At 71.6% G+C, this 12,668-nt stretch carries 11 protein-coding genes and 2 pseudogenes; 7 read left to right on the plus strand and 6 right to left on the minus strand.

From position 1 onward, the window contains the following. Positions 1-32: 32 nt before the first annotated feature. Both UK82_RS06705 and UK82_RS06710 read right to left on the minus strand, forming a co-directional pair. On the minus strand, positions 33-1,862 hold the full coding sequence (locus UK82_RS06705) for a phospho-sugar mutase (RefSeq protein ID WP_055406642.1): 1,830 nt from the start codon (positions 1,860-1,862) through the stop codon (positions 33-35). A 13-nt stretch (positions 1,863-1,875) separates the two neighbouring features. After that, entirely contained in the window at positions 1,876-2,688 is an 813-nt protein-coding gene (locus UK82_RS06710) for a purine-nucleoside phosphorylase (RefSeq protein ID WP_055406643.1), read from the minus strand. A 39-nt stretch (positions 2,689-2,727) separates the two neighbouring features. On the opposite strand from UK82_RS06710, the gene UK82_RS06715 reads away from it, so the two are divergent. The 4 genes from UK82_RS06715 (at position 2,728) to UK82_RS06730 (ending at position 7,732) form a co-directional block, all read left to right on the plus strand. Beyond that, complete coding sequence (locus UK82_RS06715; RefSeq protein WP_044884274.1) at positions 2,728-3,117, plus strand: hypothetical protein; 390 nt, start codon at positions 2,728-2,730, stop codon at positions 3,115-3,117. 211 nt (positions 3,118-3,328) lie between these two features. Then, entirely contained in the window at positions 3,329-5,176 is a 1,848-nt protein-coding gene (gene aspS / locus UK82_RS06720; RefSeq protein ID WP_055406644.1) for an aspartate--tRNA ligase, read from the plus strand. A gap of 99 nt (positions 5,177-5,275) precedes the next feature. Continuing rightward, on the plus strand, positions 5,276-6,424 hold the full coding sequence (locus tag UK82_RS06725; RefSeq protein ID WP_044884276.1) for a glutamate--cysteine ligase: 1,149 nt from the start codon (positions 5,276-5,278) through the stop codon (positions 6,422-6,424). Positions 6,425-6,514: 90 nt separating this feature from the next. Next, a complete protein-coding gene (locus UK82_RS06730; RefSeq protein WP_044884277.1) occupies positions 6,515-7,732 on the plus strand; it encodes an amidohydrolase in 1,218 nt (405 codons plus the stop codon). Positions 7,733-7,746: 14 nt separating this feature from the next. Here the strand turns inward: UK82_RS06730 and UK82_RS06735 are convergent, their stop codons facing one another. Then, the gene (locus UK82_RS06735; protein WP_044884278.1) at positions 7,747-8,187 is read right to left on the minus strand and encodes a gamma-glutamylcyclotransferase; all 441 of its coding nucleotides are present in this window, start codon (positions 8,185-8,187) and stop codon (positions 7,747-7,749) included. Between the two features lie 190 nt (positions 8,188-8,377). On the opposite strand from UK82_RS06735, the gene UK82_RS36245 reads away from it, so the two are divergent. The 3 genes and pseudogenes from UK82_RS36245 to UK82_RS33960 all read left to right on the plus strand — a co-directional run. Beyond that, a partial coding sequence (locus tag UK82_RS36245) for an FAD-dependent oxidoreductase (protein WP_236705593.1) occupies positions 8,378-8,642 on the plus strand: 265 nt, incomplete at its 3' end. Between the two features lies 1 nt (position 8,643). Beyond that, positions 8,644-9,859 (plus strand): annotated as a pseudogene (locus UK82_RS06740) (NAD(P)H-quinone dehydrogenase); the annotation flags it as partial. 272 nt (positions 9,860-10,131) lie between these two features. Continuing rightward, on the plus strand, positions 10,132-10,290 hold the full coding sequence (locus UK82_RS33960) for a hypothetical protein (RefSeq protein WP_157871707.1): 159 nt from the start codon (positions 10,132-10,134) through the stop codon (positions 10,288-10,290). A 46-nt stretch (positions 10,291-10,336) separates the two neighbouring features. On the opposite strand, the gene UK82_RS06745 is transcribed toward UK82_RS33960, so the two are convergent. The 3 genes and pseudogenes from UK82_RS06745 to UK82_RS36255 form a co-directional block, all read right to left on the minus strand. Continuing rightward, positions 10,337-10,735, minus strand: coding sequence for a DUF5313 family protein (locus tag UK82_RS06745; RefSeq protein ID WP_055406646.1), 399 nt, complete (start codon positions 10,733-10,735; stop codon positions 10,337-10,339). A 59-nt stretch (positions 10,736-10,794) separates the two neighbouring features. After that, positions 10,795-11,477 (minus strand): biotin/lipoyl-containing protein (locus tag UK82_RS36250; protein WP_236705594.1); only part of this gene is annotated, 683 nt, incomplete at its 5' end. 1 nt (position 11,478) lies between these two features. Continuing rightward, a pseudogene (locus tag UK82_RS36255) lies at positions 11,479-12,555 on the minus strand (acetyl/propionyl/methylcrotonyl-CoA carboxylase subunit alpha); the annotation flags it as partial. Between the last annotated feature and the right edge of the window lie 113 nt (positions 12,556-12,668).

Consider the following 12,668-nt stretch of genomic DNA (forward strand, 5'->3'; position numbering starts at 1 on the left):
TCGGCCTGGGAGCGCGATGCGCGGTCCGGCGGTTATCCGAGGCGGGCGATCAGATCATCGATGGCAACGGTCAGCTCGGCCAGCCGGGACCGGGCCCGCTCGCGGGCCGCCGCGACGGCGGTGGCCGCGCCGGCCGCCACCGGCTCGACAACCTCGAGATACACCTTCAGCTTCGGTTCGGTCCCGCTCGGCCGGAAGGTCACCCGGTCGTCGCCGAGGAACAGGACGAAGACATCGGCCGCCGGCAGGACGCCGGCCGCCGGCAGGACGCCCTCCGCCGGCAGGACGCCGTCGCTGAGCAGGTCGCGCCGGCCCGTCACCGCGCGGTCCGCGAGCCGCGGCGGGGGCTGCGAGCGCAGCCTCCGCATCGCCGTGGCGATCCGGGTGACGTCGGTGAAGCGGACCGAGCGCTGCCCGGTCTCGTGCACGCCGATCCGCGCCGCCAGCTCGTCGAGAAGATCCAGCAGGGTCCGGCCGCGCCGCTTCGCGGCGGTGGCGATCAGCGCGACGGCCAGCGCCGCGGTGATGCCATCCTTGTCCCGCACCAGATCCGGGACGAGGGCGTAGCCGAGCGCCTCCTCGTAACCGAAGACGAGCTCCGGATCCGCTCGCATGATCCACTTGAAGCCGGTGAGCGTCTCGCGGTAGGTGACACCGGCGCACCGCGCCAGCGCGCGCAGGCCGGACGAGCTGACCAGGGTGGTCGCCACCGGGCCGGGCCGGCGGCGGAGCACCTGATCGGCGAGGAGCAGGCCGATCTCGTCGCCGGTGAGCAGCCGTCCGCCCACCGCGACGGCGCAGCGGTCCGCGTCGGGGTCGGTCGCCAGCACCAGATCCGCGCCGATGCGTTCACCGAGAGCCAGCGCCCGGTCCATCGCGCCCGCCTCCTCCGGATTCGGCCAGGGGACGGTCGGGAAGTCCGGATCGGGCGCGGCCTGCTCGTCGACGAGTGTGGCAGCCGCGAGCCCGGCGGCGGCGAAGACGGCGGCGAGGGTCTGGGCGCCGACCCCGTGCAGCGGGGTGTACGCGACGATCGCCTGCACGGGTTCGGGCTCACCCGGGTCGGCCGTCGGCGCCGAGTCGGCCGTCGGTGCCAGGTCGAGGACCGCCGCCACGGCGGCGTGGACGTAGTCCTCGACGATCCGTCCGTCGAGCCGGCGCCAGGTCTCGGCCAGCGGGATCGCGGCGGCCGGACCGGCGGCGGCGATGCGCCGTTCGATGTCGGCGTCGGCAGGGGCGACGAGTTGCGCGCCGCGTCCCGGGTCCGGTTCGGCGCCGCCCAGGTACACCTTGTAGCCGTTGTCGGCGGCCGGATTGTGGCTGGCGGTGACCATCACACCGGCGTCGGCCCGCAGGTGACGCACGGCGAAGGCCAGTACCGGTGTGGGCAGCGGCCCGGGCAGGACCAGGGCCCGCAACCCGGCCCCGGCGACGACCCGCGCGCTGTCCAACGCGAACGCCTCGCTGCGGTGCCGGGCGTCATAGCCGATGACGACCAGGGCAGCCGCGGCCGGGTTGCCGCCCCCCGCCCCCGGCCCCGAGCCCGTCGCCGCCCCTGAGCCCGCCGCCGTGGCACGCAGCCAGGCGGCCAGGCCTGCGGCGGCCCGGCGCACCACGGCCGTGTTCATTCCGCCGGGCCCGGCGCGCAGCGGCCCGCGCAGCCCCGCCGTCCCGAACCGCAATGGCGCCCGAAACCGGTCGTCGAGTTCGTCGAGCGCCGCCGGGTCGCGGACGGCCTCGGCGCACAGCCGGGTCAACTCGGCCCGGTCCGCGGCGTCCGGGTCGTCGGCGAGCCAGGCCCGGACCCGTCCGGCCAGCGGATCGGGCAACTCCGGCGGCAGGGCGGTGGCCGGCACCGTCACGATCTCGCCGTCCCTAGAGGCGGGCGGCGACGTCGGCGAGCAGGACCCCCATGCGCTCCGCCGCAGCCGCCCCGGCGGCCAGCACCTCCAGGTGGTTCAGCGGCTCCCCGGTCATGCCCGCCGCGAGGTTGGTCACCAGCGACACGCCCAACACCTCGGCGCCGGCGGCCCGGGCGGCGATCGTCTCGTGCACCGTCGACATGCCCACCAGGTCGGCGCCCAGCACCCGCAGCATCCTGATCTCCGCGGGCGTCTCGAAGTGTGGTCCGGGCAGGCCGGCGTAGACGCCCTCGGTCAGCGACGGGTCGACCTCGCGGGCCAGGGCGCGCAGCCGTGGCGAGTAGGCGTCGGTCAGATCGGTGAAGGCGGGTCCCACCAGCGGTGACCGCCCGGTGAGGTTGAGATGGTCGGCGATGAGGACCGGCTGGCCGATGGTCATGTCGGCGCGCAGCCCGCCGGCCGCGTTCGTCAGCACGATCGTCGACGCGCCCGCGGCGCAGGCCAGCCGCACTGCGTGCACCACCCGCGACAGTCCGTGGCCCTCGTACGCATGTACCCGGCCCAGGTAGACGAGCATCCGGCGGCCGTCGAGGCGCAGCGAGTGGGCGACCGCCCGATGACCGGGCACCTCGGTGCCCGGGGGGAAGCCCCCGAGCTCGGCGAAGGTGACCTCGGTGACCTTCTCCGCCCGCCGCGCGAGCACGTCCGCGGCCGGGCGCCACCCCGAGCCCAGCAGAATCGCCACGTCGTGCCGCCCGGCCCCGGTCAGCTCCGCCAGCCGCGCGGCCGAGGCCGCCGCGTTCGGTTCCTCCGCCTGCTCCCGCACCCGGCGACTGTACGGGGTGCGTGGGGGAGACTGGCCTCCGTGCCCCTGTTGCCGTCCCACCGCCGGCTCCCGTCCGTGCCGCTGGAGTCCGGTGAGTTCACCGAGGTCGTGTTGCGTGGACGGCTGACCGACCCCGGCGGGCCGGGGCGGCTGACGTCGAAGGTGGAGACCTTCGTCGGCCACCGGGTCGGCGCCTCCCGGTGGATCGTGCTCACCGACAGGCGGCTCCTCGTCGTCGCGCCGTTCCCGCGAGAGGGCGACTGGTTCGACGTCGTGTTCGACCGTCGCGAGGTGAGCGCCTCCCGCGGGGTCAAGCATGGCGACGTCATCACGGTGGAACTCAGCACGCCCCGCGGACGCCAGGTCCTGCGCGTCCCGGCTCGGCTGCGGACCGAGGCCGGCCGCTTCATCCGCGCGCTGCGTCGCTAGTCGGTGGTTGCGCGTGCCGGACGACCGGGACCACCTTCTCGCGTGGGTGCGCGACCTGACGCGAGGCGCGGCGGCCTGACCGGACCGTGGCGACGCAGCGGCCGATAGGGTCGGGACGGGATCCCGCGGCGGGCGTGACGATATCGCCACAGCACAGGCGTGACACCGCGCCCGGTGGGCCGAACCGGACAGCGATGGGAACAACGGACCGATGACTACAACCCAGCCGGCCACCGGCAAGCTACCGATCCCGGAGCCGGGGGTCTCCGCGGCCAGTGGGCAGCGTACGGCCATGCGCACCCACCTGTGCGCTGACCTGCGGGCGGATCACGTCGGCCGGACCGTGTCGGTGTGCGGCTGGGTGGCGCACCGCCGCCAGCACGGGCAGTCGCTGACCTTCGTCGACCTGCGAGACCACTCCGGCCTCCTCCAGGTCGTCGTCGACGGATCCGTCGACGTCCGCTCCGAGTACGTGCTGCGCGTCACCGGCACGGTGGCCATCCGGCCGGAGGGCACGGCGAACCCGGCGCTGGCGACCGGGGAGGTCGAGCTGCGCGACTGCGCGGTCGAGGTCCTGTCGGTCGCCACCCCGCCGCCGTTCCCCCTCGACGACCGGGCCGACGCCGTCGACGAGTCCACCCGGCTGGCCTACCGCTACCTCGACCTGCGCCGGGAGCGGATGCAGCGCAACCTGCGGACGCGCTCCGCGGTGCTGGGCGCGATGCGCACCGTCCTGGCGCCACTCGACTTCGTCGAGGTGGAGACGCCGCTGCTGATGCCGTCGACGCCGGAGGGCGCCCGGGAGTTCATCGTCCCGTCCCGGCAGTTCCCGGGGAGCTTCTACGCCCTGCCGCAGTCGCCGCAGTTGTTCAAGCAGTTGCTCATGGTGGGCGGGACCGACCGCTACTTCCAGTTCGCGCGTTGCCTGCGGGACGAGGACCTGCGCGCCGACCGGCAGTACGAGTTCACCCAGCTCGACCTCGAGATGAGCTTCGTCGACCAGGACGACGTGCTCGACGTGATCTCCGCCGCGGTGCTGGCCGCGGCGCGGGCGGTGCGGACCGACGCCGTGCCGCCGATCGAACGGATCACCTGGCACGAGTCGATGAACCGCTTCGGTGTCGACAAGCCGGACCTGCGGTTCGACCTGGAGCTCGTCGAGCTCACCGCGATCTTCGCCGGCAGCGGCTTCAAGGCGTTCGCCGGCGCCGAGGCGATCAAGGGCATCCGGGTGCCCGGTGGCTCGGCCGCGCACAACCGGCGCCGACTGGACGATCTCACCACGCGGGCCAAGTCGCTGGGGGCCAAGGGCCTGGTGTGGATGCGGGTGGGCGCCGGTGGCGCGCTGGAGTCGCCGGTGGCGAAGTTCCTCTCGGCGGACGAACTCGCCGGGATCGTCGCCGCGACCGACGCCGTCGAGGGCGACCTGCTGCTGCTGGTCGCCGACGAGTGGGCGACCACCTGCGAGGTGCTCGGGCAGCTCCGCAACGACCTTGGCCGCCCGCCGGCCGGGCAGGGGCCGCTGCGGTTCGTGTGGGTGGTGGACTTCCCGCTGTTCGTCGGCATCGACCCGGCCACCGGGCGGCCGAAGCCCGGGCACCACCCCTTCACCCGCCCGCATCCCGACGACATCGCGAAGCTCGAGAGCGAACCGCTCGCGGTGCGCAGCCGCGCCTACGATCTGGTGCTCAACGGCTGGGAACTCGGGTCCGGTTCGATCCGGATCCACGAGAGCGCCCTGCAGCAGCGCATCTTCGGCCTGCTCGGGATCACCCCCGAGGAGGCGAACGCACGGTTCGGCTTCTTCCTCACCCCCTTCGGCTACGGCGCGCCGCCGCACGGCGGTTTCGCGGTCGGCATCGACCGGTTGGTCGCCATCCTGGCGGGTGAGGAGAACATCCGTGAGGTCATCGCCTTCCCGAAGACCCAGTCCGGTCTCGACCCCCTGACCGGGGCTCCCACCCAGGTGACTGACCGTCAGCTTCGTGAGCTGGGCGTACGGGTGATTGCCCCGGCCACCCCGGCCACCCCGGCCACCCCGGGCGGTGATCGGGGGTAGGAACGGCTCGAATGGGTAATCAGCTCCTGCTGTCCGTGAGCCGAGCGGAACGGTGACGGCTGCCCGACACCGGCATCGGCCCCGATCCGAGGAGCCCAGGTGCAGATTCCCTTCTCGTCCTCGACGAGCTCCAGTCTCGGCATCGAGTGGGAACTGCAGCTCGTCGACCAACAGTCCCGCGAGCTGCGCGGGGAGGCCACCGTCATCCTCGACGAGCTGCGGGCGAAGGCCGGCGAGCGGGAGGCGGCGAAGGCGAAGCACGAGCTGTTCGAGTCGACCGTCGAGGTCATCACCGGAGTCTGCGGATCGGTGGGGGAGGCGACCGCCGACCTGGCCGGCACGGTGTCGCTGCTGCGCGACCTGGCGGAGCGGCGCGGGGTCGGCCTGATGTGCAGCGGTACCCACCCCATCAGTGACTACGCCGGGCAGCGCATCACCGACGACAACCGGTACTCGCGGCTGGTCAGCCAGATGCAGTGGCTGGCCCGCCGGCTGCTCATCTTCGGCGTCCACGTCCACGTCGGGGTCCGGTCCCCGGACAAGGCCATGCCGATCATGAACGCCCTGATGGTGTACATCCCGCATTTCCTCGCCCTGTCCGCGTCGTCGCCGTTCTGGCTGGGCGGGGACACGGGCCTGGCCTCGTCGCGATCCCAGGTGTTCGCCAGCCTGCCCACCGCGGGCCTGCCCTACCCGCTGGAGGACTGGCCGCGGTTCGAGTCCTTCATGGAGACGCTCATCGCGGCGGGGACGATCGAGACGATCCGGGAGGTCTGGTGGGACATCCGGCCACATCCCAACTTCGGCACCGTCGAACTGCGGATCTGTGACGGGCTGCCGACGCTGCTGGAGGTCGGGGCCGTTGCCGCCCTCGCGCAGTGCCTCGTCGACCGGATGAACACCCAGATCGACCGCGGGTACCGGCTTCCCACGCCGCAGCGGTGGCTGGTGCAGGAGAACAAGTGGCGGGCGGCCCGTTACGGCCTCGACGCGCAGATCCTGATCGACGGTCGCGGCGGGGTGCGGTCGGTCCGCGACGACCTCGTGGACCTCGTGGAGGATCTGCTCCCGGTCGCCCACCGGCTGGGCTGCGCGCAGCAGCTCGCCGACGTCCTGGTGATCCTCGAGACCGGGGCGAGCTACACCCGGCAGCGGGCGGTGGCCCGGCGGGCCGATGGAGATCTCACCCGAGTCGTCGATACCCTGCTGGAAGAGATGAATACCGGCCGTCCGGTCGTTGACCGCTAGGTGCGTCGGCGCGGCCCCGACGGCCCGGTATCCGCACACGGCGCGCGTCAGGGCCCGCGCGACGCCCGCAGGGAGGAGCCCGGCCGGCAGATGGAGGCCAACGAGACCGCGGCGGTCGCCCGCTGGGTGACCGCGCATGAATCCGAGCTGGTCGCGTTGCGCCGTGACCTGCACGCCCATCCCGAGCTCGGCCGGCAGGAACAGCGTACGGCCGGGCAGGTGGAGGCGAGGCTGCGCGCCGCGGGGTTGTCCCCGCAGCGGTTGCCGGACGTGCCCGGGCTGTGGTGTGACATCGGGGTCGGGGCGGACCGCGATCCGGCGGCCCCGGTGGTGGTCGTCCGGGCCGACCTGGACGCGCTTCCGCTGCCGGACGTCAAGGACGTCGCGTACCGCTCGACGGTGCCAGGCGTGGCCCACGCCTGCGGGCATGACGTGCACACCACCGTGGTGTTGGGCGTCGGTCTGGCCCTCGCCGAGTACACGCGCACGACCGCGCTGCCGGGCACCGTGCGTCTCGTCTTCCAGCCGGCCGAGGAGCTCATGCCCGGCGGGGCCCTGGACGTGATCGACGCCGGCGTGCTGAAGCCCGCCTCGGCGGCGATCGCCGTGCACTGCGATCCCGCGCTGGACGTGGGCACCATCGGGCTGCGAACCGGGCCGATCACCTCCGCGGCCGACGCCATCGAGATCACGATGGCGGGGCCGGGTGGCCACACCTCGCGACCGCAGAACACGGTCGACCTGGTGTATGCCCTCGCCCGGCTGGCTGCCGACATGCCGGCCGCGCTCGGCCGGCTGGTCGATCCACGGTCGGCGTTGTCCCTCGTCTGGGGGCAGGTGCAGGCCGGCACCGTCGCCAACGCCATCCCCCGTACCGGGCAGCTACGCGGGACCATCCGCACGCTGTCCCGGGAGACCTGGGAGTCCGTTCCCGCCCTCGTGACCCGGGTCGCCGAGCAGCTCGTCGCCCCCTACGGCGCGCAGATCGTGGTCGACTACCGGCGCGGTGTGCCTCCCGTCGTCAACAGCGCGGACGTCGTCGACGTGTTCCAGAGCGTCGTCGACCGCACCCTCGGCCACGGCGCGTCCACCACCGTCGCCCAGTCCCTGGGCGGGGAGGATTTCGGCTGGTATCTCAACCACGTGCCCGGCGCGCTGGCCCGGTTGGGTACCCGCGTTCCGGGGGGCCCCACCTACGATCTTCACCAGGGTGCCTTCGACGTCGACGAGCGCGCTGTCGGCATCGGGGTGCGGCTGCTGGCCGGCGCCGCCCTGGAGCTGCTACGCCGCCCACCGGCCTCCTCCTGACCGCGCTCTGCCGGCTAGGCCGTCGGCCGGGAGCGGAGCTCCTTGACGTAGTCGGCGGGAGCCCCTGCCTTCTCGGCGGAATCGGCGATCATGTCGAGGTACCACCGGGAGGGCAGGCCACCCTCGTAGGAGTTCAGCACATAGGTCCAGGCGAGAGCCTCGCCGTCCAGAGTGGACACCCTGACGCGGATGCGGGTGTACAGGCCGGTGTCCGCGCCCTCCCACACGTCGAGCCGCTCCAGGTCATAGCGGTCGAGGTCGTACAGCAGCACGTACGCATGGCTGCCGGGGGACTCGACGATCGTGGCCAGCGCCCCGTCCCAGCCCACGTTCTCACCGCCGAAGGTCAGGCGCCAACCGTTGATCCATCCAGTGCCGGTGACGGGCGAGTGGGGGGCCCGCTCCTTCATCTGCGCCGGGTCGAGATTGCCGGCGTACGCCGCGTACAAGGTCATCGTCGTCTCTCGGGGTGACGGTGCGTGGCTATAGCTGCTATTTCCGTTTCAAAGTCGGAAGAAGGGTGTCTCGTGGACTTCGCGCCTGTCGGCATCCGCCTGTGATCCTACGGAGCTCTCCGCACCGGGAGGAGCGCAGCCGTCGGGGCGGGGGAAGATGAAAGGAGAAGATGTCGGATCGGGAGGGCACGTGACGCGCATCGTCATTCTCGGTGGAGGGCCTGGCGGCTATGAAGCGGCGCTCGTGGCAGCGTCGCTGGGCGCGACGGTCACGGTCATCGACTCGGATGGGATCGGCGGCGCCTGTGTGCTCACCGACTGTGTTCCTTCCAAGACGCTGATCGCGACGTCGGAGACTATGACCAATCTCGCACTGGCGCCGGGGCTCGGTATCCGCCCGCACGGACTTGGTGCGGGGACCGAACCGGTGCTGCCCGCGGTGGCGTGGGGCATGCNAAGCGGCCTGGACGCGGGTGTCCCCCCGCTCACGCCGCCGGAGGTCGTCAGCGTCGATCCGGAACAGGTGTACGAAAGGGTCCGGGAACTCGCCAAGGCGCAGTCCCTGGACATCGAACGCCGCCTCGAGCGGGAAAGGGTCGAAGTGGTGCACGCGGCCGGCCGGCTGGTCGGGCCGCATGCGATCGAGACGAACACCGGTGAGACCTTCGTGGGCGACGTGATTCTTATCGCAACGGGGGCGAGCCCACGGGATCTTCCGACCGCCCGCCCGGACGGTGAACGCATCCTCACCTGGCGCCATCTCTACGATCTCAAGGAGATTCCGGAGCATCTGGTCGTCGTCGGCTCCGGCGTCACCGGCGCCGAGTTCGCCAGCGCCTACCGGGCGATGGGCGCCGAGGTCACCCTCGTCTCGTCCCGCGAACGGGTCCTGCCCGGCGAGGACCCGGACGCGGCGCGCGTCATCGAGGATGTGTTCGTGCGGCGCGGCATCGAGGTGCTCAACCGCTCGCGCGCCGCCTCGGTCCGCCGCATCGGCGACGGCGTGATCGTTGAGCTCACCGACGGCCGCACCGTCACGGGAAGCCACGCTCTGATGGCAGTCGGGTCCGTTCCCCGCACGAAGGGGCTCGGCCTGACCGATGTCGGTGTTCGCCTCGGTCCCGGCGGGCACGTGAACGTCGATCGAATGTCGCGCACATCCGTGCCCGGCGTGTATGCGGCAGGCGACTGCACCGGCGTTCTGCCGCTCGCGTCGGTAGCCGCGATGCAGGGCCGGATAGCAATGTGGCATGCCCTCGGGGAGGCAGTGAGCCCGCTGCGACTCGGGACCGTCTCCTCCAACATCTTCACCGAGCCGGAGATCGCCACGGTCGGAGTCACCCAGGTGATGAAGGACACGGGTGCCGTCGCGGCAGAGGTGACCACTGTGCCACTCTCGCGTAATCCTCGCGCGAAGATGATGGGGATCGAGGACGGTTTCGTCAAACTGTTCTGCCGGCCGGGTAGCGGCAGTGTCCTCGGTGGTGTGATTGTCGCCCCGCGCGCGTCGGAGCTCATCCTTTCTGTCTCGCTAGCGGTCGAACATGGTCTCACCGTCGACCAGATCGCACATACCTTCTCCATCTACCCCTCGTTGTCCGGCTCGATCACCGAGGCCGCCAGGGTTCTGCGTCCTCGGGACTTCTTCGCGGGCTTCGACAGCGCAGGGTGAAACCGACCTCGGCCGGCGTCGACCTTCGGTGGAGTGATGGCCGCGGCGGCTCCGGCCGGCGCGTCATCGGCCGGCGCGTCACCGGCCTGCGTCAGCCGTGCTTCCGGCGAGCTACCCGTGGCAGGTGGCGCAGTGTATTCGTTTGCTGAATTCTGGAAGGCGAATGATCCGGGCGGAGGATCCGGCGGGGCAAAGGACGCTGATGCCCCGGATCCGGCTGCCGCGGCTGCGGCTGCGGGCGTGCCGAGGCCGGCATACTGGAATCGCCGTTCGTGCCCTGGGTGGCGGATCTCGACGCGAGTGACTGCCTACGGCTCGACGTACAGATCGCGCGGGAGATCGCGCGCTGGGAGGCCGCCCGGCTGGTCATCCGGGCGAGCCCGGAAGGGCGCACATATCAGGTCGGCCCGGAGCGCCATGACCAGGAATGATCAGTTGCGGGCGCCGATCAGGCGGGGGACCGAGCGGCGTCGATGGCTACTCGTCATCTTCGTCATCGTGCGGCGGAAACACCGGTGGGAAGCCGTGTTGCTCCAGCCGCCGGTTCCGGAAGAATCCGCTGGTGGCGAAGCCCAGCCCCGCCCCGGCGACCAGGAGGAACGCAACCGTCGCCGCGCGGACGACCGCCCCGCCCGGAAGCAGGGCGAAGATCACGGCAAACGGCAGCATCAGAACGAAGGGGCGTGCCGCCTGCCGCATCCGCCAACCAGGGCCGGTCAGATCCCGGGAGATCCACGCGTTGTAGGTGGGAGGAAGCGTCCCACCGAGGAGATAGTGGACACGGCCCGTCAGCGGTGGCTGTTGCGCCACCGCCGGCGGCGCTGCCGTCCCCGTGTCCTGTCCGCGCACCGTTGCGCTGTCTTCACCGCCGTCCATACCCGCAGCTTACGAAGTCGACGGCCGGCAGGAAGACAGCCGACGGGCGGAGAGCCAGATCAGTCCTTGATCTCACAGAGGACGGCACCACTTGTGACCACCGCACCTACGGCAGCGGCCAGACCGGTGACAGTGCCGCCGCGGTGAGCGTTGATCGGCTGCTCCATCTTCATCGCTTCCAGCACGATGATGAGGTCGCCGGCGGCGACCGTGTCGCCGTCGGCGACAGCAACCTTCACGATGGTGCCCTGCATGGGACTGGTCAGGGCGTCACCGGTCACCTTGGCGGCCGCCGCGCCGCGGGCCGACCGTTTGGGCGCGGCGCCACGCGACGCGGTCGACGTCGAGGTGGCGCCGAGCCCGGCCGGCAGCACGACCTCGAGACGCTTGCCGCCCACCTCGACGATGACCGCCTCCCGCGGCTCGGGGGTGGTGTCGGCGTCCGTGCCGCCGCTGAAGGCGGGGATGGTGTTGTCGAACTCGGTCTCGATCCAACGGTTGTGGATGCGGAACGGCTCCGCGGCGTCGTCGGGAGCGAAGGCCGGGTCCCGCACGACCGCACGATGGAACGGCAGCGCCGTGGCCATGCCGTCGACAACCATCTCGTCCAGCGCGCGCCGGGCACGCTCCAGCGCCTCCTGGCGGGTGGCGCCGGTGACGATGAGCTTGGCGAGCAGGGAGTCGAAGGCGCCCCCGATCACGCTGCCGCTCTCGACTCCGGAGTCGAGGCGCACGCCCGGACNGGCCGGTGAGACGAACGTGGTCACCGTTCCCGGAGCAGGAAGGAAGTTGCGGCCCGGGTCCTCACCGTTGATCCGGAACTCGATGGCGTGGCCGCGGGGAGCGGGGTCGGTGAAGTCGAGTGCCTCACCCTCCGCGATCCGGAACTGCGCGCGGACGAGGTCCACGCCGGACACCTCTTCGGTCACCGGGTGCTCGACCTGGAGCCGGGTGTTCACCTCGAGGAAGCTGATCATGCCGTCGCGGGCGACCAGGAATTCCACGGTCCCGGCGCCGACGTAGCCGGCCTTCTTGCAGATCGCCTTGGACGCCTCGTAGAGGGAGGTGAGCTGCTCCGCGGAGAGGAACGGCGCCGGCGCCTCCTCGACGAGCTTCTGGTACCGCCGCTGCAGCGAGCAGTCACGGGTGCCGACGACGACGACGTTGCCGTGGCTGTCCGCGAGGACCTGCGTCTCCACGTGCCGGGGCTGGTCGAGGTAACGCTCCACGAAGCATTCGCCCCGGCCGAAGGCGGCGACCGCCTCCCGGACCGCGCTGTCGAACAGTTCGGGCAGTTCCTCCGTGGTCCAGGCGACCTTGAGCCCGCGGCCACCGCCGCCGAACGCGGCCTTGATGGCGACCGGCAGGCCGTACTGCTCGGCGAAGGCGACGACTTCATCGACGCCGGCGACGGGATCCGCGGTGCCCGGTGCGAGCGGCGCGCCGACGGCCAGCGCGATGTGGCGGGCCGCGGTCTTGTCCCCGAGGCGGCGAATGGCTTCGGGCGGCGGACCGATCCAGGTGAGGCCGGCACCGATCACAGCCTCGGCGAAATCCGCGTTCTCCGAGAGGAAGCCATAACCAGGATGAACCGCATCGGCCCCGGACGACTTGCAGGCATCGAGTATCTTGTCGATGCGTAGATAGGAGTCGCCAGGGGTCGTACCACCCAGCGCGAATGCCTCGTCGGCGACGCGCACGTGCAGTGCGTCGATGTCCGGTTCGGCGTATACTGCGACGCTCGTGTATCCGGCGTCGCGGCATGCACGGGCCACCCGAACCGCAATCTCTCCCCGGTTAGCAATGAGGATCTTACGCACGTTGCTCCCGTCCTCGTCCGGCCTGCCTGAAGTCTAGGCGAGTCGGGCCGCACAGTTCGCTCTCGTTGTGCCCGGATGTGATGCCACAGACATCCCGGCGTCATCTATCTGTT

Origin of the sequence: Frankia sp. ACN1ag, from assembly GCF_001414035.1 — a bacterium.
In the GTDB taxonomy this organism is placed as follows: Bacteria; Actinomycetota; Actinomycetes; order Frankiales; family Frankiaceae; genus Frankia; species Frankia torreyi.